Consider the following 26449-nt stretch of genomic DNA (forward strand, 5'->3'; position numbering starts at 1 on the left):
CCTGTTCCCTGATCATCCCGATAATCTGCGCCTCGGTGAAACGGCTTTTCCTCATGTCGTCTGCTCCTTCTCAGGTTGGGCAGACTCTACATCACAGCGAGGGAACTTCCGGGGGGCAGGTCAACACTGATGAAGTAACTCAATTCGTGAACATGCCACTCGCTCCATAGCGCAGGCACAAATCACACGCTCGCCACATATAGCGGCGAGCGTGTGAATTTAGTAACTTAGAGCGACGCTCACATCACCTCAGCCACCTTCACCACCCTGCCCTCGGTCACCGACTTCACCGCCGCATCGGCCAGCGCCAGCGCGATCAGGCCATCCTCGCCCGAGGGCTCGGCCTTGCCCTTCCCGGCCACCGCGTTGATGAAGGCGGCAATTTCGGCGGCATAGGCGTCGGTATAGCGGGTCATGAAGAAATCATGCAGCGGGGGGCGGGTGTAGCCCTTGGCCCCTGCGACCTCAATCGACACCGGGCGCTGGTTTTCCGCGCTGGCAAGGCCTTCCGAGCCATGCACCTCAATCCGCTGGTCATAGCCATAGGTCGCGCGGCGCGAGTTGGAAATCATCGCCTGCTTGCCCGAAGCCGTCTTGAGCAGCACTTGAACCGAGTCAAAATCGCCCGCCTTGCCAATCGCCGGGTCAACCAGAACCGCCGCCGTAGCGACAACTTCGGTCACCTCTTCGACCAACAGGAACCGCGCCATGTCGAAATCATGGATCGTCATGTCGCGGAAGATGCCGCCGGAGCGTTTGATATAGTCAACCGGAGGCGCGCCGGGGTCGCGGCTGGTGATCACCACCATCTCCACATCGCCAATGGTGCCCTTGTCAATCTCGGCCCGCACCGCCTTGAAATGCGGGTCGAACCGGCGATTGAAGCCCACCATCAGCGTGCCTTTATGGGCGCGCACCACATCGAGACAGGCCTTCACACGCGCCAGCGACAGGTCGATGGGCTTTTCGCAGAACACGGCCTTGCCGGCCTTCACGAACCGCTCGATCAGGTCGGCATGCGTATCGGTCGGGGTGCAGATCACCACCGCGTCGATGTCTTTCGCCGTTTCAATCGCCTCGATCGTCCGCACATCGCAGCCGTATTGCGCCGCAATGGCATCCGCCGCCGCCGGGAAGGCATCGGCCACCGCCACCAGTTTCGCCTGCGCGTCGCCCGTCACCGCCTTGGCATGCACCTTGCCGATGCGCCCGGCGCCCAAAAGCCCGAACCGAACCGTCATGTCTTTCTCCTTCCGGGCCTTGCGCCCGTTCTTGCAAATTCAGGCAACGGCGGCGTCAGCGCCGCCTTTGACCCCGGTAATATAGGACACGATGTCATTGCCATCGGTCTCGTGCTTGTTCAGGCTGGCCACGATCCGGCCCCGGCGGAACACGACAATCCGGTCCACCAGATCGAAGACCTGCCGCAGGTTGTGCGAAATCAGGATCATCGGGATGCCCCGGTCCTTCAAACCCCGGATGATGTTTTCCACCTGCGCGGTTTCCTGAACGCCCAGCGCTGCCGTGGGTTCATCCATGATCACCAGTTTGGAGGCGAATGCCGCCGTCCGCGCGATGGACACGCATTGCCGCTGCCCGCCCGACATGTTGCGGATGGGGTTATCGACGTTGGGAATTTTCACCGCCGTGGTCTTCAGCGCCTCTAGCGTGCGGTCGCGCATCGCCTTGCGGTCCAGCCAGGAAAACGGGCCAAGGCGGAACTTGTACAGCTCTCGGCCCAGAAACAGGTTCGACGGCACGTCCAGATCATCGGCCAGCGCCAGGGTCTGGAACACGGTTTCAATGCCTGCCTCACGCGCCTCCAAGGGGCCGGTGTGGTTCACCTCTTGCCCGTCGAAAAAGATCTGGCCGCCGGATTTCTGTTCAACCCCGGTCACCTGACGCACGAAGGTGGATTTGCCCGCCCCGTTGTCGCCGACCACCGCCACATGCTCGCCCTGACGCAGGATGAAATTGGCGTCTTCCAGCGCGTGAACCCCGCCATAGCGTTTGGTCAGACCGCGCGTTTCAAGAATGATATCGCTCATCTTTGCCCCCCTCAGCCGCGCGCGCGGCTGCGTTGCCGCCATTGGTCCAGAACCACGGCACCGACGATGATCACCCCTTTGACCATCTCTTGATAATACGCATCCAGCCGGATCGAGGTGAAGCCAGAGATGATGACCGAAAAGATCGCCGCCCCCAGAACCGTGCCCACCATCGACCCGCGGCCACCCGACAGGGAAACCCCGCCGATCACCGCCATGGCGATGGCATCAAGTTCGTACATCACCCCCATGCCCGCCTGAGCCGTCAGGTTTTTTGAGGTGAGAAGGATCGCCGCCACCGCCGCAAGGGCCCCCGCGATCATGTAAACCAGCACCTTGTGCCGATCGACCGCGATGCCCGACATCCGCGCCGCCGCCTCGTTAGAGCCGATGGCATAGGTGCGCTTGCCGTAGACCGTGCGGATCATCACCACCTGAAACAGCACCGTCAGCAGGGCAAAAACCACTGCCGGGTTCTGGCCGGGCCAATGCAACAGGCCAAAGGTCAGCGTGCCGAGCAGGTCGCCATTGGCAAGGCCCGCATAGCTTTCGGTTGGGAAAGAAACCGGCTGGCCGTTCGACCACCACCGCGCCACACCGCGCGCCGAAACCATCATGCCCAGCGTGGCGATAAAGGGTGGAATTCTGGTATAGGCAATCAGCAAGCCGTTGATCATTCCGGCGAAAAGCCCGCAAGCAAGGCCCACAAGTATCGGGGCCAGTACCGGCAAATCCATCGCCCATTCGCCCAGAACCGCCTTGGGGTTGGGGTTGCCGTTGACCAGCGCCGTCTGGGCAAAGCTCATCACGATCATCGCCGTGGCCCCCACGACAGAGCCGGAGGACAGATCGATCCCGCCCAGAATGATGACCTGCGTCACCCCCAGCGCGATGATCCCGGTGATCGACACCTGCAACAGCATGATGTCGATGCGCTGCTGGTTGAACAGGCCGGGCACATTGTCACGCAGATTGAACAGAAAACTGGTTCCGTTCAGGCGGTTCAGCACCTCGAAAATGATGGTGATGACCACAAGCGCCACCAGAACATTCAACTCTGGCGGCCGTGCTTTCTTGGCCGGATCGTATTTGAGGCCCCCAAGGCCATGCGTCCCCTGCGACACGGGCGTGCCCCCCATTTGCTTGAAATCTGGATAAATCCGGCTGTTGCCGGCGTGTGGTGTGGGGCGGCCACGCGGGCCGCCCCTCTGCCCAAAGGCAGGCTTAGTTCTTCGACAGATACTCGGCCACATTGGCCGGGGTCACCAGTTCGAACGGCACCCAGACCTTCTTTTCCACCGCTTCGCCCTTGGCCAGCTTCAGCGCGGCATCAAGCGCGCCTGCGCCCTGACCGGCGGCATTCTGGAACACGGTCACGTCCAGATCGCCCGCCTGCATCGCGGCCAGTGCGTCTTGCGTGGCATCCACACCGCCGACGACCACGGTCGCCATGTCGATGTTGGCGGCCTTCATCGCCTGAACCGCACCAATCGCCATTTCGTCGTTGTTGGCGATAACGCCATCAAACGCAGTGCCGGTGGACAGCCAGTTGGTCATCATGTTCTGGGCCTCATCGCGGCTCCAGTTGGCGGTCTGCTCGTCGATGATGTTGATCTTCACGCCGCAATCCGGCCCGCCGATCACATCATGGATGTCCGCAGTGCGCTGCACGGCGGCCTGGTTCGACAATTCGCCCATCATGACATAGACATTGGCTTCGGTCTTGCCGGCTTCCTTGAACAGACGGCAGACCTCTTTGGTTTCCAGCGTGCCGGAATCGACCTCGTTCGAGGCGACAAAGGCTTGCTTGTCGGGCAGGCTGTCCACGTTGACCGGCTGGCGGTTCACATAGACCAGCGCCACACCGGCAGCAGCAGCCGCATCGCTCATCGCTTGCGTGGCCGAGGTATCGACCGGGTTCACCACGATCGCATCGACGCCCGAGGCGATGAAGTTCTTGATCTGGTCAAGCTGCTTGGCCACATCGTTCTGCGCATCTTCGATCTGAACCGTCACGCCGCCCGCATCGGCCGACTTCTGGATGCCGTTACGCAGCACGGTCAGGAAGTTGTCGTCGAACTTGGCCATCGAAACGCCGACCGTCTCGGCCGTCGCGGTGGTGCCCAGAAGGGCCGCAAAGCCCGCGATCAAAAGGGTCTTCTTCATGGTTTCTCCTCCACATCGGTGCCGGCTCACCTGTTCTCCCCGCCGGGCCGCCCGAAGGCGGATATTCTTTCGCCTCAGGCCTCCACGCCTTGGCGAATGAATTCCATCGATGCGGCCAAGGCCGCCTGCGGAGTGTCCAGCGCATGGACAGACTCCGCGAAAGGTTCGTAAGACACCGGGCCAGCATAGCCCGCCGCGCGCAGGGCGCGGATCTGCGCCACATTGCCCAGCACGTCATTTGGCCCCACCAGAACCCGGTGACTGTCACGCATGTCATCCAGATAGATCGGGTCTTCGACACCGGAAACGTGAACGATTCCTGTCAGTTCCGGGAAGATCGGACCGAAACCGGCCAGCGCGTGGTGGAACGTGTCATGCACCATGTAATAAGTGCCCACTCCGCCCACCGCGTCAATGCAATCGGCCAGAACATCTTTGTAACGCAAAGAGCAGACCGCAAAGCCCAAAGGTTCCACCATCGCCTTCAGACCATGAGCCTTCAGCATCGGCAGAATTTCCCGCAGCGCCAGTTCGCTGACTTTGCGGCTGTCGGCACGGTCTGTCGCCACACCGTCATTGCGCGGAATCAGGCTGACCGCTTCAGCCCCCGCCGCCACTGCGATTTTCATCAGCGCCTCGGCCTCTGCCGCCTTGGCATCGGACCAGTCATTGAACATCTTCACTTCGGCCAATGCCAGAAACCGCAGGCCACGGACGCGGGTTGCCGCCCCCACCGCCGCCGGATCGGCCCCGCCGAACAGCGGGCCTTTCAGGTCATTGCGAAACTCGACCCCGACGCAGCCCAAGGCTTTGGACAGGTCAAGAAATGCTTCCCACCCCAAACGGGGTGCCGTCATGTGATTTAGCGCGAAGGGTAGCATCGCGGGTCGGTATCCTTGAAGACTCAGGCGCTCTCCACATCGCCTGATGGAATTGATATTCTATTTTTGTCGCGTTTCAACCGAAACTTTCCAGAAAACAGAAAATTTATTCCATTCACGGAACGGCAGGCCTACAGCGTTTCAGGCAAGGTATAGGCGGGCGGCAGGAACATCACATCTCCCCCTACGGGGGCCGGGCGCGCCAGAGCAGCCCCGGCCATCCGCTCCATCAACGCGCGGCACAGCGCCTCCAGCGGCGTGTCGATCACCAGTGTCACCTGACCCTCTGCCAGCCCCTTGCGCGATTCGGGCGTCAGCGCGCTGACCACCAACGCAACCCGCCCACCCGCGCCCGAATCGCGCAGCGCCGCCACCGCCCCCTCCATCCCGCCGCCCGCCACATAGATGCCGCGCAGCTCGGGGTGGCGTGCCAGCAGGCCGCGCACCGCCTCGTAAGTCACGGCCTTGGTCTCCAGATTGACGCGGGTTTCCAGGACCCGCAGCCCCGGCCCATGCTGGCGCAACCCGTCGCGAAAGCCTTGGTCGCGCAACTCGTGGCCATGCCAGCGGTGGCCGCCGACGAACACCGCCACTTCGCCCGGCGCGTGGGAATGGGTGGCCAGCATCCAGGCTGCCGTGCGCCCGACCTTAAGGTTGTCCAGACCCAGATAGCCCGCCCGCAGGCCAATCGCGAATTCCGACAGCAGCGCAAAAACCGCAATGCCCCGCGCGCGCAGCGTTTCCACCGCTGCCGTCACCTCGGGGTGGTTCACCGCCGTTGCGGCCACCACATCGCAGCGCGCGCCCACCTCCAGCAGCTTGGCCGCCATCTCGCCCGGTGCCTGCCCGGTGGAAAACTCCAGCACCAGCCGCCCCTCGATACCCGGAGCCGTCGCCACCGCGCGCCGCAACTCCTCGGCAAAGGCCTTGTAGAACCCCTGCCCCTGCTTGTGCAGCACCACGCCAAACCGCACCACAGGCCGCGCACCTTCGGCCCCGGCAAAGCGGTAAGCCGCCGGATGCCCGATGCGCCGCGCCACCTCGGCAATATGGGTGACCGTATCGGCCCGCACCTTTTGCCGCCCGTTCAGCGCACGATCCACGGTGGCCATGGAAACCCCCGCCGCCTTTGCCAGTTCCTCGAACCCCGGTTTCTTCATCGCATCCTCCCCCCTCAACATGACGAGAAATGACGAAGAATGAAAGTGCCGCCGTTGCCCAACATGGAACACAAATTCTATTCTTACTCCAACAGGGAGGATGCCATGACCAAACGCGATTACAGCCTGCTTGGCCCGGACGGGGCCCGCGCCGTGGAAACCGGCCTTGCCGCCGCCCAATGGTATCACACCGAGGTGCCGCGCAAGGTGATGAAAGACCTGATGCAGCGCTCAGACACCCCCGCCATCCGCGACACGGTCATTCTTTACGGCTGCATGATCCTGTTCGCGGGCCTTGGCATTGCGCTGTGGCCGTCGTGGTGGTCGGCGCCGTTCTGGCTGGCCTACGGCGTGCTTTACGGCTCGGCGATGGACAGCCGCTGGCACGAATGCAGCCACGGCACCGCCTTCAAGACGCCGTGGATGAACAACGTGGTCTATGAAATCGCCTCTTTCATGATGATGCGCAATTCCGCCACCTGGCGGTGGAGCCACGCGCGCCACCACACTGACACCTATATCGTTGGCCGCGACCCTGAGATCGCGGTGATGCGCCCGCCCGTACTGTTCAAGCTGATTGGCAATTTCTTTGGCGTTTTCGATGCCTGGGCGGCGCTGCAACGCATGGTTTACAACAGCTTTCTTGGCATTCATCCCGAAGAAAAAACCTTCGTCCCCCAGTCAGAATGGCCCAAGGTCGTGCGCACCGCCCGCATTCACCTTGCGATCTATGTCGTTACCCTCGCCGCGGCTTGGGCGCTGCACTCGGTCCTGCCGCTGATGCTGATCGGCCTGCCCCGGCTTTATGGCGCCTGGCATCATGTGATGACCGGCCTTTTGCAACATGGCGGTCTGGCCGACAACGTGACCGACCACCGCCTGAACAGCCGCACCGTCTATATGAACCCGGTCAGCCGCTTCATTTACTGGAACATGAACTACCACGTCGAACACCACATGTTCCCGATGGTGCCCTATCACGCCCTGCCCCGCCTGCATGAGACGATCCGGCACGACCTGCCCGCGCCCAGCCGCTCTATCGCTGCGGCCTTTGCCGAGATGTGGCCCGCCCTGATCCGCCAGCTTCGGTACGAGGATTACTTCATCAAGCGCGAACTGCCCGGCACCGCCAAACCTTACCGCGACGAATTTCATGCCGAGGTTCCCGTGGGCGGAACCGTCGCCGCTGAATAATGACCCTTTGGGAGGAAAATCATGCCTTGGATCAACGCCTGCGCCACCGATGACATCGACGAAGAAGACCTGATCCGGTTCGATCACGGTGCCCAAACCTTTGCCATCTACCACTCGCCCGAGGGCGATTTCTACGCCACCGCCGGGTTGTGCAGCCACGAAAACGTCCATCTGTGCGACGGGCTGGTAATGGGTCACCTGATCGAATGCCCCAAGCACAACGGCCAGTTTGATTACAGGAATGGCGAGGCGATGCGCGCCCCGGTCTGCGTCAACCTGAAAACCTTCCCTGTGAAGGTCGAAGACGGTCGCGTCTTTATCGAGGTCGCCTGATGCCCCGCCCCACTGTTCACGACCTGCGCGCCAACCGCGGCAAGCATCAATACGCCATGCTGCGTGTCGAAACCCTGGTCGAGGCCGAAGCGGCCGCCAAAGCCGGGGTCGAGATGTTCTCGGTTCCCCCCGCCATGGTCTTTGACCGCCGCTTTCGCGAAGTGGCCCCCGACGCTTTCATCTTTCCGGGCGAGAATTACTTTGAAATCGGCGGAACCGAGGATTTCCTGCGTTGGGCCATGCCGCTGATGAAGCACGGGGCCGATGCGGTCTATTGCTCGGGTTCTTTGCGCACCGTGCGCGAACTGGCCGATCATGGCATTCCGGTTTGCGGCCATGTCGGGCTGATCCCGTCCAAGGCCACCTGGACCGGCGGCTTCAAGGCGGTGGGCAAGACGCTGGGACTGGCGCAGCACGTCTGGACCCAGTGCAAGGCGCTGGAGGATGCGGGGGCCTTTGCAGTGGAGATTGAGGTGGTGCCCCATGCCATCACCCAGGCCATCGCCGAAAAGACCGACCTGTTCCTGATCTCCATGGGCGCGGGCCCCGCAGGCCATGCGCAATATCTGTTCACCGATGACGTGCTGGGCCAGAACCGGGGCCGCGTGCCGCGCCATGCCAAGGTCTATGCCGATTTCGCCGCCGAGGAGGATCGTCTGCAGGCCCTGCGGATTGAGGCGATGGGCCGCTTTGCGATCGAAGTGCACGAAGGCCTGTACCCCGCCCCGCAGCATCTGGTGGACAGCCAGACCGAGGTGGTCGAAGCCTTCCGCGACTGGCTGGATCAGAACGCCTGACAGAAAGGTGCGTGCAAAGCACGCACCCTACCCCTTATCTCCATGCATCCTACCACCCGCAGAGTGCGTGTTTTGCATGCACCGTCAAAGGGCGATCCGCTTGCCGCCATCACGCGCCGAATCCGCCATGGCATGGATGGCGCGCTCAATCTCATAGCCCGCCGCAAAATCGGGCCAGCACGGTTCCAGCCCGGCAATCGCGCGCAGGAACTCTGCCGCCTCGATCACCTTCAGATCGTTGAACCCGATCTGGTGCCCCGGCGCGGGACAAAAGCGGTCATATGGCGCGTGGGCAGGCCCGGTCAGGATGGTCTTGAACCCCTGCTCGCCCACCGGCCCCCGGTTCTGGTAAAGCTGCAGTTCATTCATCCGTTCCTGATCGTAAACGATCATGCCCTCGGTGCCATGCACCTCATAGCCCAGCCGCGATTTGCGGCCCCAGGCGCTGCGCGACATCACCATTGAACCCTGCGCGCCGCTGGCAAAGCGGATCAGGGCCGATGCCGCATCCTCATTCTCCACCCGGCCCACGCCCTTGCCATCGGGCATCGGGCGGGTTTCATGGATGGTCTGCATATCGGCTTGCAGGCTGGCAATCGGCCCCATCACCCCATGGGCAAGGCTGACCAGATGGCAACCGATATCACCCAGCGCCCCAAGGCCCGCCTGCGCGATGGTGCCGCGCCAGGTCCAGGGCAGGTTCGGGTCGGCCTGATAATCCTCATCCACCCAGCCGCGGAACTGCACCACGCGGCCAATAGCCCCCGATGCCACCAACCGGCAGGCATGGGCATGCGCCGGGTTGCGGGTGTAGTTATAGCCCAGCATCGTGGCCTTGCCCGCCTCCGCCGCCACCTGCCGCATCGCGCCCGCATCTTCCAGCGTCAGCGCCATCGGCTTTTCGCACCAGACATGCTTGCCCGCCAGCAGCGCGGCCGTCGCCATTTCGCGGTGCATCCCGTTGGGCGTGGTGATCGACACCACATCCACCTCGGGGTCATTGACCAGCGCTTTCCAGTCATCGGTCACGCGGGTAAAACCGAACTCGCGCCCGATCTGGCTGGCCTTGGCCAAGGGGGTCTCGCACAGCAGTGCCAGCTCCACCTCTGGCACCTCGCCCAGCGTATGCCCGAACACCGGCCAGACGTTGCGCCACGCCAGCGCATGGGCCTTGCCCATGAAGCCGGTTCCGATAAGACCAATGCGCAAAGCCTGCATGACGGCCCCTTTGCTTTCATGTTGGAATATTTGTTCCATGTGCTAGCCTGAACCATGGGGCAGTCGTCAAGAGGAAATGATGCCGGACGATCACATCATCGAAACCGCACCCGCCACGGTCGAGGAATTCCGCGAACGCCTGACCGCGATGCTGGACACGCTGCCCAAACGCCTGCGGCAATGCGCCGATTACATCGCCACCAACACCGACCGGATTGCGGTATCGACCGTGGCCGATATGGCCACCGGCGCGGGGGTGCCTCCCTCGGCGCTGATGAGGTTCTGCCAGATTCTGGGCTTTACCGGCTTTTCCGAAATGCAAAAGCTGTTCCGCGATGCCTATGTGCCCGGCTGGCCAGATTATGCGACCCGGCTGGAAAACCTGAAATCCTCTGCCACCGGCAGCCCCGCGGCCTTGGTGGCCGAATTCATCGAGGCCGGGCGCTTGTCCTTGGAATCCTTGGCCAAGAGTTTCGACGAAATCGCGCTGAATCAGGCGGTTTCCACACTGGCGGCAGCCAAGATGGTGCATATCGTCGGCTTGCGCCGCGCCTTTCCGGTGGCCAGCTATCTGGCCTATGTCTTTGAAAAAATGTCGGTTCCGGCCATGCTGCATGATGGTGTAGGCAAGCTGGACCACCGCCACGCCCTGCGCTCTGGCGATGCGCTCTTGGCCATCACCTTTGCGCCCTATTCCGAAGAAACCATCGCCATGGCGCAAGATGCGCATGACCGTGGCCTGCCCGTCGTTGCCCTGACCGACCGGCTGACCGGCCCCCTTGCCCGCGCCGCCACCACCACCATCACCGTGACTGAGGTGGATTTTGGCGCCTTCCGTTCACTCTCCGCCACCATCGCGCTGGCGATTTCGCTGGCCGTCGCGGTCGGTTCGGCCCGCGGCTGACACCGCAGCTAAATACCCCCTTCCCCCGGCGAATAAAATGGAATAAATATTCTAAAAATGCGGCACAGGCCTGAGTCTCGCCTGACCGGCCCAAGGGAGGGGACCATATGAAGACGCTGGATGTGATCACGATCGGTCGATCCTCGGTCGATCTTTATGGCGCGCAGGTGGGCGGCCGTCTGGAAGACATGGGGTCGTTTCAGAAGTATATCGGTGGTAGCCCCACCAACATCGCCGCCGGAACCGCGCGTCTGGGCCTGAAATCGGCGCTGATCACCCGTGTGGGCGACGAACACATGGGCCGTTTCATCCGCGAAGAGCTGGCGAAAGAGGGCGTCGATGTACGGGGGGTGAAAACCGACCCAGAGCGTCTGACCGCACTGGTCCTTCTGGGCATCCGCGATGACAAGCAGTTCCCGCTGATTTTCTATCGGGAAAACTGCGCCGATATGGCGCTGTGCGAAGATGACATCGACGAAGATTTCATCGCAGCCTCGAAATCCGTCGTCGCAACCGGCACCCACCTATCGCACCCGAAAACCGAAGCCGCCACGCTGAAGGCGCTGCACCTTGCCCGCAAGCATGGCTCGCAAACCGCGCTGGATATCGACTATCGCCCGAACCTCTGGGGTCTTGCGGGCCATGGCGACGGCGAAAGCCGGTTCATCGAAAGCGCCGCCGTCACCGCCAAGCTGCAATCGACCCTGCATCTGTTCGACCTGATCGTCGGCACAGAAGAGGAATTCCACATCGCCGGCGGCACCACCGACACCATCGCCGCGCTGCGCGCGGTGCGGGCGGTCTCCAAAGCCACGCTGGTCTGCAAACGCGGGCCGATGGGAGCCGTGGCCTTCACCGGCGCGGTGCCTGACAGCCTTGATGATGGCGAATCCGGCCCCGGTTTCCCCATCGAAGTCTTCAACGTCCTTGGCGCAGGCGACGGCTTCATGTCGGGCCTGATCAAGGGCTGGATCGACGGCGAACCTTGGCCCACCGCGCTGAAATACGCCAATGCCTGCGGGGCCTTTGCCGTTTCGCGCCACGGCTGCACCCCGGCCTATCCTTCGTGGGAGGAGCTGCAATTCTTCCTGAACCGTGGCGTCAAGGAACGCGCCCTGCGCAAAGATGCCGCCTTGGAGCAGGTGCATTGGGCGACCAACCGCCACAAGGACTGGTCAACCATGCGGGTCTTTGCCTTTGACCACCGCATGCAGCTTGAGGCGATGGACGGCGCGACCCCCGAAAAGATCGGCGCCTTCAAGGAACTCTGCCTGAAGGCGGCGTTGCAGGTGCAGGGCGGCAAGCCCGGCTATGGCATTTTGTGCGATAGCCGCCTTGGCCGCGATGCGCTGTTTCAGGCGGCCGGTTCGGGTCTGTGGATCGGTCATCCGGTGGAATGGCCCGGCTCTCGCCCGCTGACGCTGGAACCCGAGATCGGCCCCGATTTCGGCGGGCTGTCGGAATGGCCGTTGGAGCATGTGGTCAAGGTTCTGTGCTTTTACCACACCGACGATGACGCCGCGACCAAGGCCGCGCAGGAAGATACCGTGCGCCGCCTGTTCCACGCCTGCCGCCGCAACCGTCTGGAAATGCTGCTGGAAATCATTCCGTCCAAGGTGGCCCCGGTCAATGATGACACCTCGGCCCGGATCATCCAGCGGTTCTACGACATCGGCGTCTACCCCGACTGGTGGAAGCTGGAGCCGTTTACCACCGATGCCGCCTATGAAAAGGCCTGCGCCGCAATTACCGCCAATGACCCGCATACCCGTGGTGTCGTTGTGCTGGGCCTCGATGCGCCTGCCGAAGAACTGGCCGCCTCGCTTGCCATCGCCGCGCGGCATGACCTTGTGAAGGGCTTCGCCGTTGGCCGCACCATCTTTGGCGATGCCGCGCGCGGCTGGCTGGCGGGCACCCTTGGCGATGAGGCTGCCGTTGAGATGATGGTTCAGAAATACGCGGGCCTCTGCGCCGTCTGGGACAAGGTTCGCGCCAAGAAGGAGATCGCGGCATGACCACCATCCGTCTTACCGCCGCCCAAGCCATGATGCGTTGGCTGTCGGTGCAGATGACACCCGAGGGCGAGCGCTTTATCGAAGGCGTCTGGGCGATTTTCGGCCATGGCAACGTCGCCGGCATTGGTGAGGCGCTGCATGCCCACCGCGATGTGCTGCCCACCTGGCGCGGCCATAACGAACAGACTATGGCGCACACCGCGATTGCTTATGCAAAAACGCACAAGCGTCGCCGCGCGATGGCCGTCACCACCTCGATCGGGCCGGGGGCACTGAACCTTGTCACCGCCGCCGCGCTGGCCCATGTGAACCGCCTGCCCGTGCTGTTCATTCCGGGCGATGTGTTCACCAGCCGCGCACCGGACCCCGTTCTGCAACAGATCGAGGATTTTGACGACGGCACGGTTTCGGCCAACGACTGCTTCCGCCCCGTGGTGCGCTATTTCGACCGGATCACCCGGCCCGAACACCTGCTGTCGGCCCTGCCCCGCGCCTTCCGCGTGATGCACGATCCGGCGAATTGCGGGCCGGTTTGTCTGGCGTTCTGTCAGGACACCCAAGCCATGGCCTGGGATTATCCCGTTGAATTCTTTGAGCCAACCGTCTGGCACATCCGCCGCCCCGAACCCGACCGGCGCGAGCTGGAGGCGGCCGTGGCCGCGATCAGGGCGGCAAAGAAACCGCTGATCGTGACCGGCGGCGGCGTGATCTATTCCGGCGCGGAAGCCACGCTGCGTGATTTTGCGGTGAAGCACAACATCCCCATGGTCGAAACCCAGTCCGGCAAGGGCGCGGTCGATTGGGAGGAGCAACTGCACTTCGGCTCGCCCGGCGTGACCGGCACCGGCTGCGGCAACAAACTGGCGGCAGAGGCCGATCTGGTGATCGGCGTCGGCACGCGGTTTCAGGATTTCACCACGGGGTCGTGGACCGTGTTTTCCGCGCCGAACCGCAAGCTGCTGTCGATCAACATCCACGGCTATGACGCCGCCAAGCGCGGGGCGCAAAGCCTTGTGGGCGATGCAAAAATCTGCCTTGAAAAGATCGCCGCCGCCCTTGGCACGCACCGCTTCGCCGACCCCGATTTTGCCGCCCGCAAGGACTGGTTCCGCACCACCGATGCGCTACTGGCGGCCCCTACGGCGAACACTCTGCCCACCGACGCCCAGGTGATTGGTGCTGTGCAGCGCAACACCGGCAAGCAATCGGTCGTGATGTGCGCGGCTGGCACCATGCCCGGCGCGCTGCATGTGCTGTGGCGCGCGGCCCAAGGCGGCTATCATATGGAGTATGGCTTTAGCTGCATGGGCTATGAGGTTGCCGGGGCCTTGGGCATCAAGATGGCTGCACCTGAAAAGGATGTGGTCTGCATGGTCGGCGACGGCAGCTATATGATGGCCAACAGCGAGTTGGCGACGGCGGTGATGATGGGCGTGCCCTTTACCGTCGTCTTGACCGACAACCGCGGTTACGGCTGCATCGGGCGGCTGCAAACCTCAACCGGATCGGCGCCGTTCAACAACCTGCTGGACGACAGCTATCATGTGAACCCCGCCAACATCGACTTTGCGGCGCATGCGGGCAGCATGGGGGCGAATGTGGTCAAGGTGGGCAGCATCGCCGATCTGGAGGCCGAGATGCAAAAGGCCAAATCGGCCACCATCCCCACCGTGATCGTGATCGACACCGATCCGATCCCCGGCACCGGCGCGGGCGGCACCTGGTGGGATGTGGCCGTGCCCGAAGTGTCGGACCGTCCGCAGGTCAACGCGGCGCGCGAGAATTACGAACAGAACACCGCCCGGCAGTGGCTGGGTAACTGAGGTAGCAGACATGATCCAATTCGGAACCAACCCGATCGCCTGGGCGAATGACGACGACCAGTCGATCGGCGCCGACCTCCCCACCGCCCGCATCCTTGACGAAGCGGGCCGCCAGATCGGCTTTGACGGCATCGAGAACGGCCACCGCTGGCCGGATGAGCCAGAGGCTTTGCGCGCCCTGCTGGCTGCGAACGGGCTGAAGTTCATCTCTGGCTGGTATTCGACCGAACTGCTGGTGCGGTCGGTGGAAGACGAGATTAAGGCGGTTCAGCATCACCTTGCGAAGCTGAAGCACAACGGCTGCAAGGTCTGCATCGTCTGCGAAACCTCGAACGCGATCCACGGCGATGCGAAAAGGCCGGTGAATGACCGGTCCCGCCTGACTGCTGCCGAAATGGTGGCATTCGGGGCCAAGCTGGAGGCTTTCGCCGCCTATCTGGCGGGTGAGGGCGTGACGCTGGTGTATCATCACCACATGGGCACCATCGTTGAATCGCCTGAAGAAATCGACGCGCTGATGGCCGCGACCGGCCCGCACACCCACCTGCTGTTTGATGCCGGCCACTGCACCTTTGGCGGCGGCGATCCGGTCGCCGTGCTGACCAAACACGCCGCCCGCGTGCGCCATTTCCACGCCAAGAACATCCGCCAGGCGATCACCGCCAAGGTGCGCGCCGAGGGCTGGTCCTTCCTGCAAGGGGTCATCGGCGGGGCCTTCACAGTGCCGGGCGATCAGGAGGGCGGGGTGGACTTCGGGCCCTTGCTGAAGATCCTGAAAGGTGCAGGCTATGACGGCTGGATCGTGATCGAGGCGGAGCAAGACCCCAAAGTGCGCAACCCGCTGCTCTATCAGACTCTAGGTCTGGCGACGCTCAAGCGGCTGGCGAAAGAGGCCGGGTTGATCTGATGCAAGGCCGGGGGCTAGCCCCCGGACCCCAAGAGTATTTCTGCCAAGAGGAAGGGCAACAGGATGGCCGATCTGCTGGTGAAACCGTCGGGGACGGTGGGCAAGGTGCATGACGTCACGCCCTCCAGCGCGGGCTGGGGCTATGTGGGGTTTGGCCTCTATCGGTTGCAGCCCGGTGAGGTGGCGGCCGAGGTGACGGGGGATACCGAGGTTATTCTGGTGCTGGTCGAGGGCAAGGCACGCGTCGAGGCCGCCGGGCAGGACTGGGGCGAGATGGGCGATCGGATGGATGTGTTTGAGAAAACCCCGCCGCATTGCCTGTATGTGCCGAACGGCAGCGACTGGCGCGCGGTGGCGACCACGGCCTGCACGCTGGCGGTTTGCACCGCGCCGGGCAAAGGCAGCCATGCAGCGCAACGGCTGGGGCCGGAGGGGATTGAGCTGACGCCCCGTGGGCGCGGCACCAACACCCGCTATGTCAACAACATCGCGATGGAAGGCCGCGACGTGGCCGACAGCCTGCTGGTGACCGAAGTGTTCACGCCCGCTGGCAACTGGTCCAGCTATCCAAGCCACCGGCATGATGAGGATGACTTCCCCCGGATGACCTATCTGGAGGAGACCTATTACCACCGCCTGAACCCCGCGCAGGGCTTTGGCATCCAGCGGGTTTATACCGAGGACGGATCGCTGGACGAGACGATGGCAGTGAAGAACCACGATGTGACGCTGGTGCCCAAAGGTCACCACCCCTGCGGTGCGCCCTATGGCTATGAATTGTATTACCTGAACGTCATGGCCGGGCCACTGCGGAAATGGCGGTTTGGGAATGACCCGGATCATGCGTGGATTGCGGAACGGGATGCATGAGGGGGGGGCTGGGCCTTAATCTCTCAAGTCTTGGACGCACGTTTGAAGATCAAGTCTTGGAATTCGCCCGTTTGGAGATAGAGAGCCATGGCCTCACGGGCTTGGCTCATTCCCTCGGCCCAACTGCATAAATCGGAATGGGCCTGACCGACGCGCTCAAGGGAATCCATCAGAACCCGTTGCGCCGTGAGGCAGCCACTGAGCGTGCCTAGATCATGCTGTTCTAGGAAGTGATGAACAAGAAAATTTCGTAGCACGACGAGGTCGCGCAGATCGGCCGTGGTTTGGGCGAAATCTTCGGGGGGAAGTGTGATCCCCATTCTGATATCAACGGCAGAAAGACGTTCAGACGCGGCGACCGCATCCTGCCCTACGTCGGATGCAAGGAAAGAACCGGTCATCTCGCCGATCAGCGTCCCAAGCGTATGATGGTTGGTTTGGGCTACGCGGTTGGTGCGCGCCCTCTCGATATCAGCCTCTGAAACGGCGGAGGCGGGTATGGAGATGCGATGCGCCGCTATGAGCGATTTCAGCGAGATCTCGTAGTGCTGTAATTGCAAGATACATTGCCCGAATAGGCGAAACACCTCGTTCCGCTCAAATGTCAGGCCGTCGCTGCCGGGTGCTGTCACATTCTGTCCCTGTCGAAACTAAAGAAGAGTTTTGCCCCCGGCGCAAAGGCCATCACTGGCTCCAGCGCCCGCAAGACAGACCCTTTGCTTTGCCAACACACTGCCAAAAAGCATCTGGTTCTGCAACGCATGAGGACGCGGCTGTTTCCAGCAGAAACCCATCGATTTTTCAGGCCAACTCTGCAAAATCGGCCTAAAGGCCCCACTCAGCGGGGCCTTCTCTCACCTCGCTACCCCCTCACTTCCCCACAACAAACCCCTGCGCCTCAAACGCTGCATCCGCCTCAGCCCCGGACAGTGCCTCATAGAACGCTTTGTCCGCCGCATCCTTGCCACCTGTCAGCAAGGCGGCGGGGTAGATGATCGGTTTGTGGCTGTCTTCGGGGAAGGTGCCGACCACGGTGACATTCTCATCGGCCACAGCATCGGACGCATAGACGATGCCATAGGGGGCCTCGCCCGACGACACCAGCGCAAGGGCTGCACGGACGTTTTCGGATTGCGCCACGCTGCCCTCAACCGACGACCAGACACCAAGGCTTTCCAGCGAGGCCTTGCCATATTGCCCGGCGGGCACGGAATCGACCATGCCCATCGCCAGCTTGCCGTCACCCAGAAGGGATTTCAGGTCGAAGCCCTTGGCAATATCTACCGCCTTGGCATCCTTGCCATGGGCCACCAGCACCAGCGAGTTGCCCAGCAGATCCTGCCGCGCGCCATCGGCGATCAGGCCGGCCTCGCCCACCTTGTCCATCCAGTTGACGGCGGCCGAGATGAACACATCGGCCGGCGCGCCCTCGATGATCTGCTTGGCCAGTTGGTTCGAGCCGCCATAGGAAATCGTCACAGTATTGCCGGTTTCGGCCTGCCACTTGGCGGCAAAGTCATCCAGCCCGTTTTTCAGCGAAGCGGCCGCGAAAACCACCACCTCTTCGGCGGCGGCAAACTGGGGGGTTGCGACGGCCAAAGCAGCCGCAAGCAGGGGGGCGAAACGCATGGGAACCACCTCGATATGTTTGGCGAAACATATCTGCCGCGCCCCGAAAGGCAACCGCTATTTCCCGTCAGACATATCCCCCGCCCGCAGCATCGCCTGCAACTGCGCAATCTCATCCGCCCCAGCCTGGGCCGCGCGGGCCGTAACAGATTGATAAAGCTGCAAGACCCGTTGGCCTGCCGGGGTCAGTGAGGCCCCTCCCCCACCCGCCCCGCCGCGCGCGCTGGCCACCAGCGGCTCGGCAAATGCGGCGTTCATCTCTTCCACCAGCGACCATGCGCGCTTGTAGCTCATCGTCATCGCCCGCCCTGCGGCCGAGATTGATCCGGTATCGCGGATGCCTTGCAACAGTTGCGCCTTGCCGGGGCCAAGCATGGCGGCATCCCCGAACAGGATGCGCAGGAACAGGCGGGGAGAGGTGGGTTCGCTCATCCGCCGATCATCCCGCCCTGCGTGGCGGCTGGCAAGGGTCTTGTCAGACGGCGCGGCGCTTGCGATATTTCCATCTGGAAATATCGCTATATAAACCAAAGTCGCACTTCTCGTGGCAGCCGGGCTGGGGCAGAGAACACTGGCTGCCGCAAGCGGCAGTAAGGAGGAGGGGATGACGCCAAAATCGACGGCCAGCGCCCATGTGGCGCATGTGTCGGCGGCCCTTGCCGCCAATCTGGCGGCGCGGTCGGCCATCGTGGCGTCATGGGCGCGCTCTGCCCAGATGCACGGGCTGGACCCGCAGCGGCAAATCCGGCCCGACCGGCTGACAGCCGCCGAGTTCACCGCGCTGTGCCAACGGATGGAGCCGGTGTCGCGCGCGGCGCGCCCCGCGCTGGAGCGGCTGTTTCAAGCGGTGGGCGGCCTTGGGGCCTGCGTCATCCTTGCCGCCGACAATGGCGTTCCGGTTGAACGGCTGGGCCGCGATGCCGAGAACCGCGACTTTTCCGATGCGGGCCTGTGGACCGGTGCCCTGTGGACCGAGGCCGCCGTTGGCACCAATGGCATCGGCACCTGTCTGGCCGAGGGACGCCCCGTGATCATTCACCGCGACCAGCATTTTCTGTCCACTAACATCGGGCTGACCTGCGCCTCATCACCCGTGCATGACGACGAAGGGCGTCTGGTCGCGGTGCTGGATGTGTCAACCGCGCGCCAGGACGTGTCCGAAGGGATCGCGGGCCTGATCAGCCATTCGGTGCTGGAAGCTGCCCGCAAGATCGAGAGCGACCTGTTTCACGCCCGCCACCCCGATGCCCGCATGGTTCTGGTGCCGGGGCATGACCGGGCGGGGTCAGCGCTGTTGGCGGTGGATGCCGATGATCTGGTGGTGGGGGCCACGCGCGCCGCCCGCGCCCATCTGGGCCTGTCGGGCGATCTGATGCGCAGCCCCCTGCCCGTCGCCGACCTGTTGGGCCTGTCCAGCCATGACCGGCCAGAAGATGGCGAACGCGCCGTGCTGACCCGCGCCGTGGCCCGCGCCGGGGGCAATGTGTCTGCCGCCGCCCGCGCCCTTGGTATCAGCCGGGCAACCCTGCACCGCAAACTGGGGCGCGGCTGAATTTCCGCCGCCGACCTGTCTCAGATCTGCGACAGGTCGATGCCCTGGCCTTGCCTGCCCCTGCTGACGCAAGGCCAAACCGCCCCCACACTCCTTCTATTCGCCGCGGGAGACGGCGCTTGGAGGAGAGATCATGACCAAAGTCGAACAATTCGGCCTGAAGGCCACCCCGTTCAAGACACGCTATGACAATTACATCGGTGGCCAATGGGTCGCCCCGCGTTCGGGCCGCTATATGCCCAACATCTCGCCCGTCACCGGCGAAGTCATCTGCGAAGTGCCGCGTTCTGACGCCGCCGATATCGAGCTGGCACTGGACGCCGCCCATGCCGCGCGCCGCAAATGGGGTGCCACCTCGGCCACCGAACGGTCGAACATCCTGCTGAAAATCGCCGACCGGATCGAGACCAACCTCGAATCCATCGCCATCGCCGAAACCTGGGACAACGGCAAACCCCTGCGTGAGACGCTGGCCGCCGACATTCCGCTGGCCGTGGACCATTTCCGTTACTTCGCGGGCGCCATCCGCGCGCAGGAAGGCAGCATTGGCCAGATCGACAATGACACCGTGGCCTATCACTTCCACGAACCGCTGGGCGTTGTCGGCCAGATCATCCCGTGGAACTTCCCGATCCTGATGGCGGCGTGGAAGGTTGCCCCCGCGCTGGCCGCGGGCAACTGCATCGTGCTGAAACCGGCCGAACAGACCCCGGCCTCGATCCTGTATCTTTTGTCGTTCATCGAAGACCTGCTGCCCCCCGGTGTGCTGAACATCGTCAACGGCACGGGGATTGAGGCGGGCGCACCGCTGGCAGCCTCCCCCCGCATCGCCAAAATCGCCTTTACCGGCTCGACCCCGGTTGGCAAAGCGATCATGAAGGCCGCCGCCGACAACCTGACCAACATCACGCTGGAGCTGGGCGGCAAATCGCCGAACATCTTCTTTGAAGACGTGATGCGCGAGGATGACGAGTTTTTCGACAAGGCGCTGGAAGGCTTTGCCCTGTTCGCACTGAACCAGGGTGAGGTCTGCACCTGCCCGTCGCGCGCGCTGGTGCAGGAATCGATCTATGACCGCTTCATGGAACGCGCCCTGAAACGGGTGGAGGCGATTGTCGCGGGCGACCCGCGCGCCGCCAACACCATGATCGGCGCCCAAGCCAGCAAGCAGCAGTTTGACAAGATCAGCAGCTATCTGGAAATCGGCCGCGCCGAAGGCGCCAAGGTGCTGACCGGCGGTTCCGCCCAAAGCTTCGATGGCGATCTTGCCAAAGGCTTCTACATCCAGCCCACCGTCTTTGAAGGCCATAACAAGATGCGGGTTTTCCAAGAGGAAATCTTTGGGCCGGTCTGCTCTGTCACCACCTTCAAGACCGCCGATGAAGCGATCGAGATCGCCAATGACACGGTGTTCGGCCTTGGTGCTGGCGTGTGGAGCCGCGACATGAACCTGGCCTACCGCGCCGGTCGCGGGATCGAGGCGGGCCGCGTCTGGACCAACTGCTACCACGCCTATCCGGCGGGCGCGGCCTTTGGCGGCTATAAACAGTCGGGCATCGGGCGCGAAACCCACAAGATGATGCTGGACCATTATCAGGAAACCAAGAACCTGCTGGTCAGCTATAACCCCAACAAGCTGGGCTTTTTCTGATCCGGCAAAGCAGGGGGGCTGTCTGCCCCCCTGCACCCCCCGAGAGTATTTTTGCCAAGAGGAACAGGGAAAGGCTGCTTTCCCTTCATCTTGGCAGAAATATCCTGGGGGTCCGGGGGCAACGCCCCCGGCCTTTGATGCCGGAACGGGGGCACCTCCTCCCTCGAACCGCAACCGCGCGCGCGCCCCGAGCCTCCTCTCAGGGCGCGCGCAATCGTTTCAGCGATCGGCCTCGCAGACCTGACGCTGGCTGCCCAGACCTTCGATGCCCAGTTCCACCACATCGCCCGCCTTTAGATACCGCGGCGGTTTCATTCCCATGCCTACACCGGGGGGCGTGCCGGTCGAAATCACATCGCCCGGATGCAGGGTGAAGAACTGCGACAGATAGCTGACAAGGAACGGCACCTTGTAAACCATCGTCGCGGTCGATCCGTTCTGCATGGTCTGGCCGTTCACCGTCAGCCACATCGGCAGCGCGCCGGGGTCGCCCGCCTCATCCGCCGTCACCAGCCACGGCCCGATGGGGCCGAAATTGTCCGACGACTTGCCTTTGGACCATTGGCCAGCGCGCTCGGTCTGAAAGGCCCGCTCGCTGACATCGTTGCAGATGAAATAACCCGCGACATGATCCATCGCATCGGCCTCGGCAATGTATTTGCCGGGCTTGCCGATGACGAAGGCCAGTTCCACCTCCCAGTCGGTCTTTTCGCTGCCGCGCGGTATCAGGATGGGGTCATTCGGGCCGCAGACGGCGCTGGTGTATTTGGCAAAGATCACCGGTTCCGGCGGCACGGCCATGCCGCTTTCGGCGGCGTGATCGGCATAGTTCAGCCCGATGCAGATGAACTTGCCGATCCCGCCGACGCAGGCCCCAAGGCGGGGATTGCCCGCCACCAAGGGCAGGCTGGCCGGGTCAATCGCCTGCAGCGCCCCCAGATCGGCCAGCACCGCGCCCGCAATATCGGGCACATGGGCCGACAGGTCGCGCAAGGCCCCCGCAGCATCGATCAGCCCCGGCTTTTCCGCGCCGCGCGCACCGTAACGGACAAGTTTCATCGCATTTCTCCTCAGGTGGTCCAGCCGCCGTCAATCACATGCTCGGTGCCGGTGGTAAAGCCCGCCTCATCCGAGGCGAGATAGCAGACCAGCGCCGCAATCTCTTCGACCCGGCCCAGCCGCCCCATCGCCTGCCGGGCGATGAAGGCTTTCATCGCGCCCTCATAGTCACCGGTCGCGCGCAGCCGCTCATGCAGGCTGGGGCTGTCTACCGTGCCGGGGCAGATGGCGTTGCAGCGGATACCTTGGGTCACATGGTCGGCGGCAACCGCGCGGGTCAGGCCCACCACGGCGGCCTTCGACGCCGAATAGACCGCCCGGTTGACCGGCCCCTTCTTTGGCCCCGCGACCGAAGACATGTTGATGATCGAGCCCGCCCCCTTGGCCAGCATGCCCGGCAAAACGGCGCGGATCATGCGGAACTGTGCCTTGACGTTCAGATCGAACGCCAGATCCCATTCCGCCTCGGTCGCCTGCAGCACGGTGCCGGCATGGACCACACCGGCACAGTTGAACAGAATGTCAACCGGCCCGACCTGCTCGGCCAATGCGGCAATCGCCGCCCCGTCCAGCACGTTCAGAACATGCGCTTCGATCCCCGGCACCAAGGCCAGTTCGACCACCAGCGCGGGGGCCACATCGGTCGCAATCACCCGCGCCCCTTCGCGCGCCATCCGTTCGGCCGTGGCCCGCCCGATGCCCTGCCCCGCCGCCGTGATCAGCGCCACCTTGCCCTGCAACCGTTCCATCTTGCCCCTCAATGCTGCCCCGGCGATGTTAGCGCCCGAACCACCGCAGTGTCACGGGTCAGCTCAGGTAATAATCCACCGGTTTCAACGGGGCGGGCGGCACCTCGCCCAGATGGGGTGCCAGCGAGATTTCAGCCGCCCGGCAGATCGCACTCAGCGGTAATCCGTTCGCCGTAGTCGCGAAGGGATGGCTCAATTCCTCGGTCACTTCGGCCAGTCCAAGAAACACATAGGCCACGATGCCCACGATCAGCGGCGTCATCCACCCCGCAGGCCCCGCGAGAACAAGGGGCAACAGCAGGCAGTAAAGATAGGTTGTCCGATAGATCAGCAGTGAATAGACGAAGGGCAAGGGGCTGTTGGCAATCCGCTCGCATCCTGCCTGTTGCAGGCTGATCTGGCCCAGACGCGCCGTCAGACTGCGTGCGCCGTATCCGTCAACCGTGCCTGCGCGATAAGCCTCGGCCAGCATCGCATTCAGCCGGTCCATCGCGGCGCAGGCGGGCAGCGGGTCATGCAGCACGGCTTGCGTTTCGGCCGGAGCCGCCGGATCGGCTGTCATCTTGCGCAGGCTCATCCGGTGGGCATGCAGAAACCCCAGCGACTGGCGTAGCATTGCATGGCGCAAGGCCACATCAGGCACGAACACCTCGACCTCGCGCGCAAAGGCGCGCAGATCGGCCAGAAGGCCGCCCCACAGCTTCCTCGCCTCCCACCAGCGGTCATAGGCGGCGTTGTTGCGAAAGCCCAAAAACAGCGACAGCCCGATGCCGAACACCGTCACCGCCGTGCCTTCCAGATGCGGCAGAACCTTCAGCCAATGGTCCAGAAGGACCAACAGCACCGTCAGCAGCACCAAAGCCAGCAGCGCCCGCCAGATCTGTGGCAGAACCGACCCGCGCAGCGCGGTAAACAGGTCGGCAACGGTGGGTTTTTCTCGAACTATCATGGGCGCCTCTGTATACGGGCAATCCTGCCCCGGCGCGCGAATGGGTGCCGGGCCGTTTCCGCCGCCTTTCGGCAGCCAAACGCCGCCGCCTCAGTTGGCTTGCAGCGTTTTCAAATATTCAGCCAGCGCCACCAGCCGCACCGGAGTGGGTGTCATGATGCCGTCGCCGCCATCGTAGGGCACCATCTCGCCCGCCATCAGCGGCGCGAAATCGGGCATCACGCCCTGTCCCTTTGCTCCGGCATAGCCCCAGATCTGAGCCATGACGCGGGTAGTGGGGAAAGCCCCGTGGTTCGTCTTTGACAGAACGGTAAGATCGGCGGGCTTTTTTTTAAGCCCCGCAGCGGCAACCCCGTCACCCTTGCCCGATACGCCATGACAGGCCGCGCAGTAATCGGCGAAATCCTGTTTCGGATCAGGGGTTTCCTTGCCCTTGGGCAAACATCCCGCCAAAACCAGCCCTGCCAAAGCGGCAACCACCACGCCCCGCATCACCTTTGCCATCACACGACCCTGCCCTGATCCAGCCGAACCACCCGGTCCATCCGGGCGGCAAGTTCCATGTTATGGGTGGCGATCAGAGCTGCAAGCCCCGTTTCACGCACCAACGCCATCAGTGCCCCGAACACCTGATCAGAGGTAGCCGGATCAAGGTTGCCCGTCGGCTCATCGGCCAGCAAAAGACGCGGCTGATTGGCCAACGCCCGGCAAAAAGCCACCCGCTGCTGTTCACCCCCCGAAAGGGCCGCAGGCCGGTGGGTGGCACGCGGGGCGACGCCAACGCGGCCCAACAGGTCCATCGCCCGCGCCTCGGCCTCGGCCTGTCCAGCCCCATTGGCCAGTTGCGGGATCATCACATTTTCCAGCGCGGTGAATTCCGGCAGCAGGTGGTGGAACTGATAGACAAAGCCCACCTCCTCGCGCCGCGCCTCGGTGCGCGCCTTGTCCGACAGGCCCACCATGTTCCGCCCGCCAAGGGCGACCGACCCGTGGTCGGGCGTGTCCAGCAGCCCGGCAATATGCAGCAGCGTCGATTTCCCGGCACCCGAGGGAGCGACCAGCGCCACCACCTCGCCACGCTTGACCTCCAGCGTGGCGCCGCGCAGCACCGACACCTCTGACGGCTTGCCCCGGTTGTAAACCTTTTCCAGACCGGCCAGTTCCAGCGCAAACTCACTCATAGCGCAGCGCCTCCACCGGGTTCATGCGGGCCGCGCGGCGGGCCGGAAAGATCGTGACGGCAAAGGACAGGATCAGCGACAGGATCGCCGCCGACATCACATCATGCCACTGCAACTTGGCGCTTAAATGATAGATCGGCCGGACCGAAGGGTCCCAGACCCCGCCGCCCGCAACCCAGTTGATCCAGTCGAAAATCGCGGTAAAGTTCAGCGCGAACAGGCAGCCCAGCACGATCCCCATGATCGTACCCGCCAGCCCGGTGACCGCCCCGCACAGAAAGAACACCCGCAGAATGGCGCCCTCTGTCAGCCCCATTGTGCGCAAGATGCCGATGTCACGGCCCTTGTTTTTCACCAGCATCACAAGCCCTGAAATGATGTTCATCGAGGCGATCAGCACCAGAATCGACATCAGGATGAACATCATGTTGTCTTCCACCGTCAGGGCGCGCAGGTAATTGCCCGCGCCATCCTTCCACGTCCAGACCATCGCGTTCTGGCCGCCCGCAGCCAGCAGGGTATCGCCATATTTTTCTACGTTTTCGGGGTCTTCGACCATGACCTCAAATTCATCGGCCCGGCCTTCGGCGTTGAAATAGGCCTGCGCCTCGGCAAAGGGCAGATAAGCGCGGGTGCGGTCGATGTCGGGGCTGCCGGTGGTGAAGACATAGGTCACGGTATAGGCGTTGACGCGGGGGGACGTGCCAAACGCGGTCTTGACCCCATCTGCCGAAATCAGCCGCACCTTGTCGCCCACACCCACGTTCAGATCGCGCGCAATGCCCGCGCCCAAGGCGATGCCGTTCGGAAACTGCGCCAAATCGCCCATGTCATCACCACCGCCCGCAATGCTGGGAATGGTCGCCACATCCTCGGGCTTCATGCCAAAGATTTCTGCGCCCGAGTTTTGCCCGTTGGCCGAAATCATCACCTGCCCGCGCACCACGGGCGCGGCCCGCGTCACCCCCGGCACGGCGGCCAGTTGTGCGGCCACCGCGTCATAATCGGCAAAGCCGCGGCTCATCTGGCCCTGCGCGTCCATCTGACCCGATGAATACACCGTCACATGGGCATTGGCCCCCAGAATGGTGTTGACGAATTCCGACCGGAACCCCGCGCGCACCGCCATGGTGGCAATCAGCGCAAAAACCGCCAACGTGATGCCGATCACGCTGATCCAGGTCATCACCGATACCCCGCCTTCGGCCCTCCGGGCGCGCAAATAGCGCCAGGCAATCATGAATTCAAAGCGCGAAAAGGGGCGGGTGCTGGCCAAGGTTCTGCTCTTTCGTTTTGCCGCGCACAGTGATGCGGGGGGGGCGAAAGGTCAAGGCAAGCAAGCCCTGCCCCGATTGACGCGCGA

26 protein-coding genes are annotated in these 26449 nt (G+C 63.2%); 10 read left to right on the forward strand and 16 right to left on the reverse strand.

Features of this window, described 5'->3' with window-relative positions; genetic code table 11:
• Window positions 1-239: 239 nt before the first annotated feature.
• From iolG to JI744_RS00030, 6 genes are all read right to left on the reverse strand, one after another.
• On the reverse strand, window positions 240-1241 hold the full coding sequence (gene iolG, locus JI744_RS00005) for an inositol 2-dehydrogenase (RefSeq protein ID WP_202657014.1): 1002 nt from the start codon (window positions 1239-1241) through the stop codon (window positions 240-242).
• 39 nt (window positions 1242-1280) lie between these two features.
• Window positions 1281-2048 (reverse strand): ATP-binding cassette domain-containing protein, encoded by a 768-nt coding sequence (locus JI744_RS00010; protein ID WP_202657017.1) that lies wholly within the window; start codon window positions 2046-2048, stop codon window positions 1281-1283.
• An 11-nt stretch (window positions 2049-2059) separates the two neighbouring features.
• Window positions 2060-3172 (reverse strand): ABC transporter permease, encoded by a 1113-nt coding sequence (locus JI744_RS00015; protein WP_328756536.1) that lies wholly within the window; start codon window positions 3170-3172, stop codon window positions 2060-2062.
• A 100-nt stretch (window positions 3173-3272) separates the two neighbouring features.
• Window positions 3273-4214 carry a sugar ABC transporter substrate-binding protein gene (locus JI744_RS00020; protein ID WP_202657019.1) on the reverse strand — a complete coding sequence of 314 codons (942 nt, stop codon included), beginning with the start codon at window positions 4212-4214 and terminating at the stop codon, window positions 3273-3275.
• A 74-nt stretch (window positions 4215-4288) separates the two neighbouring features.
• Window positions 4289-5071 (reverse strand): TIM barrel protein, encoded by a 783-nt coding sequence (locus tag JI744_RS00025; RefSeq protein WP_236019177.1) that lies wholly within the window; start codon window positions 5069-5071, stop codon window positions 4289-4291.
• 155 nt (window positions 5072-5226) lie between these two features.
• Window positions 5227-6255 carry a LacI family DNA-binding transcriptional regulator gene (locus JI744_RS00030; RefSeq protein ID WP_202657021.1) on the reverse strand — a complete coding sequence of 343 codons (1029 nt, stop codon included), beginning with the start codon at window positions 6253-6255 and terminating at the stop codon, window positions 5227-5229.
• 105 nt (window positions 6256-6360) lie between these two features.
• Between JI744_RS00030 and JI744_RS00035 the strand changes: the two genes are divergently transcribed.
• From JI744_RS00035 to JI744_RS00045, 3 genes are read left to right on the forward strand one after another with little or no spacing between them, the layout of a single operon-like run.
• Window positions 6361-7449, forward strand: coding sequence for a fatty acid desaturase family protein (locus tag JI744_RS00035; protein ID WP_202657022.1), 1089 nt, complete (start codon window positions 6361-6363; stop codon window positions 7447-7449).
• A gap of 21 nt (window positions 7450-7470) precedes the next feature.
• Entirely contained in the window at window positions 7471-7782 is a 312-nt protein-coding gene (locus JI744_RS00040; RefSeq protein ID WP_236019178.1) for a MocE family 2Fe-2S type ferredoxin, read from the forward strand.
• Complete coding sequence (locus JI744_RS00045; protein WP_202657023.1) at window positions 7782-8579, forward strand: 3-methyl-2-oxobutanoate hydroxymethyltransferase; 798 nt, start codon at window positions 7782-7784, stop codon at window positions 8577-8579. Before JI744_RS00040 ends, JI744_RS00045 begins: the two co-directional genes overlap by 1 nt.
• A gap of 84 nt (window positions 8580-8663) precedes the next feature.
• Here JI744_RS00045 and JI744_RS00050 read toward each other — a convergent pair whose 3' ends face one another.
• Complete coding sequence (locus JI744_RS00050) at window positions 8664-9797, reverse strand: Gfo/Idh/MocA family protein (RefSeq protein WP_202657025.1); 1134 nt, start codon at window positions 9795-9797, stop codon at window positions 8664-8666.
• 79 nt (window positions 9798-9876) lie between these two features.
• Between JI744_RS00050 and JI744_RS00055 the strand changes: the two genes are divergently transcribed.
• The 5 genes from JI744_RS00055 (at window position 9877) to iolB (ending at window position 16316) form a co-directional block, all read left to right on the forward strand.
• Window positions 9877-10701, forward strand: a complete 825-nt coding sequence (locus JI744_RS00055; protein WP_202657026.1) for a MurR/RpiR family transcriptional regulator — start codon at window positions 9877-9879, stop codon at window positions 10699-10701.
• Between the two features lie 107 nt (window positions 10702-10808).
• The gene (locus JI744_RS00060; RefSeq protein WP_202657027.1) at window positions 10809-12716 is read left to right on the forward strand and encodes a bifunctional 5-dehydro-2-deoxygluconokinase/5-dehydro-2-deoxyphosphogluconate aldolase; all 1908 of its coding nucleotides are present in this window, start codon (window positions 10809-10811) and stop codon (window positions 12714-12716) included.
• Entirely contained in the window at window positions 12713-14539 is a 1827-nt protein-coding gene (gene iolD / locus JI744_RS00065; protein WP_202657028.1) for a 3D-(3,5/4)-trihydroxycyclohexane-1,2-dione acylhydrolase (decyclizing), read from the forward strand. The genes JI744_RS00060 and iolD overlap by 4 nt, the downstream gene beginning before the upstream one ends.
• Window positions 14540-14549: 10 nt before the next feature.
• On the forward strand, window positions 14550-15446 hold the full coding sequence (iolE, locus tag JI744_RS00070) for a myo-inosose-2 dehydratase (protein ID WP_202657029.1): 897 nt from the start codon (window positions 14550-14552) through the stop codon (window positions 15444-15446).
• Between the two features lie 63 nt (window positions 15447-15509).
• Complete coding sequence (gene iolB / locus JI744_RS00075; RefSeq protein WP_202657031.1) at window positions 15510-16316, forward strand: 5-deoxy-glucuronate isomerase; 807 nt, start codon at window positions 15510-15512, stop codon at window positions 16314-16316.
• Between the two features lie 23 nt (window positions 16317-16339).
• Here the strand turns inward: iolB and JI744_RS00080 are convergent, their stop codons facing one another.
• The 3 genes from JI744_RS00080 to JI744_RS00090 form a co-directional block, all read right to left on the reverse strand.
• On the reverse strand, window positions 16340-16948 hold the full coding sequence (locus JI744_RS00080; protein WP_202657032.1) for a hypothetical protein: 609 nt from the start codon (window positions 16946-16948) through the stop codon (window positions 16340-16342).
• A gap of 238 nt (window positions 16949-17186) precedes the next feature.
• Window positions 17187-17945, reverse strand: coding sequence for a molybdate ABC transporter substrate-binding protein (modA, locus tag JI744_RS00085; protein WP_202657033.1), 759 nt, complete (start codon window positions 17943-17945; stop codon window positions 17187-17189).
• A gap of 57 nt (window positions 17946-18002) precedes the next feature.
• The gene (locus JI744_RS00090) at window positions 18003-18377 is read right to left on the reverse strand and encodes a winged helix-turn-helix domain-containing protein (protein ID WP_202657034.1); all 375 of its coding nucleotides are present in this window, start codon (window positions 18375-18377) and stop codon (window positions 18003-18005) included.
• A gap of 172 nt (window positions 18378-18549) precedes the next feature.
• On the opposite strand from JI744_RS00090, the gene JI744_RS00095 reads away from it, so the two are divergent.
• Window positions 18550-19497 carry a GAF domain-containing protein gene (locus JI744_RS00095; protein WP_202657035.1) on the forward strand — a complete coding sequence of 316 codons (948 nt, stop codon included), beginning with the start codon at window positions 18550-18552 and terminating at the stop codon, window positions 19495-19497.
• 133 nt (window positions 19498-19630) lie between these two features.
• A complete protein-coding gene (gene exaC, locus JI744_RS00100) occupies window positions 19631-21148 on the forward strand; it encodes an acetaldehyde dehydrogenase ExaC (RefSeq protein WP_202657036.1) in 1518 nt (505 codons plus the stop codon).
• Window positions 21149-21367: 219 nt separating this feature from the next.
• Here the strand turns inward: exaC and JI744_RS00105 are convergent, their stop codons facing one another.
• The 6 genes from JI744_RS00105 to JI744_RS00130 form a co-directional block, all read right to left on the reverse strand.
• Window positions 21368-22207 carry a fumarylacetoacetate hydrolase family protein gene (locus JI744_RS00105; RefSeq protein WP_202657037.1) on the reverse strand — a complete coding sequence of 280 codons (840 nt, stop codon included), beginning with the start codon at window positions 22205-22207 and terminating at the stop codon, window positions 21368-21370.
• 11 nt (window positions 22208-22218) lie between these two features.
• The gene (locus JI744_RS00110; protein WP_202657038.1) at window positions 22219-22956 is read right to left on the reverse strand and encodes an SDR family oxidoreductase; all 738 of its coding nucleotides are present in this window, start codon (window positions 22954-22956) and stop codon (window positions 22219-22221) included.
• Window positions 22957-23014: 58 nt separating this feature from the next.
• Window positions 23015-23905, reverse strand: a complete 891-nt coding sequence (locus JI744_RS00115; protein WP_202657039.1) for a bestrophin family protein — start codon at window positions 23903-23905, stop codon at window positions 23015-23017.
• A 90-nt stretch (window positions 23906-23995) separates the two neighbouring features.
• Window positions 23996-24409: a c-type cytochrome gene (locus JI744_RS00120; RefSeq protein WP_236019179.1), complete on the reverse strand. Its 414-nt coding sequence runs from the start codon at window positions 24407-24409 to the stop codon at window positions 23996-23998.
• Complete coding sequence (locus JI744_RS00125) at window positions 24409-25086, reverse strand: ABC transporter ATP-binding protein (RefSeq protein WP_202657040.1); 678 nt, start codon at window positions 25084-25086, stop codon at window positions 24409-24411. Before JI744_RS00125 ends, JI744_RS00120 begins: the two co-directional genes overlap by 1 nt.
• Window positions 25079-26326 (reverse strand): lipoprotein-releasing ABC transporter permease subunit, encoded by a 1248-nt coding sequence (locus tag JI744_RS00130; RefSeq protein WP_202658215.1) that lies wholly within the window; start codon window positions 26324-26326, stop codon window positions 25079-25081. The genes JI744_RS00125 and JI744_RS00130 overlap by 8 nt, the downstream gene beginning before the upstream one ends.
• Between the last annotated feature and the right edge of the window lie 123 nt (window positions 26327-26449).

Origin of the sequence: Fuscibacter oryzae (genome assembly GCF_016765795.1) — a bacterium.
Lineage (GTDB): Bacteria > Pseudomonadota > Alphaproteobacteria > Rhodobacterales > Rhodobacteraceae > Fuscibacter > Fuscibacter oryzae.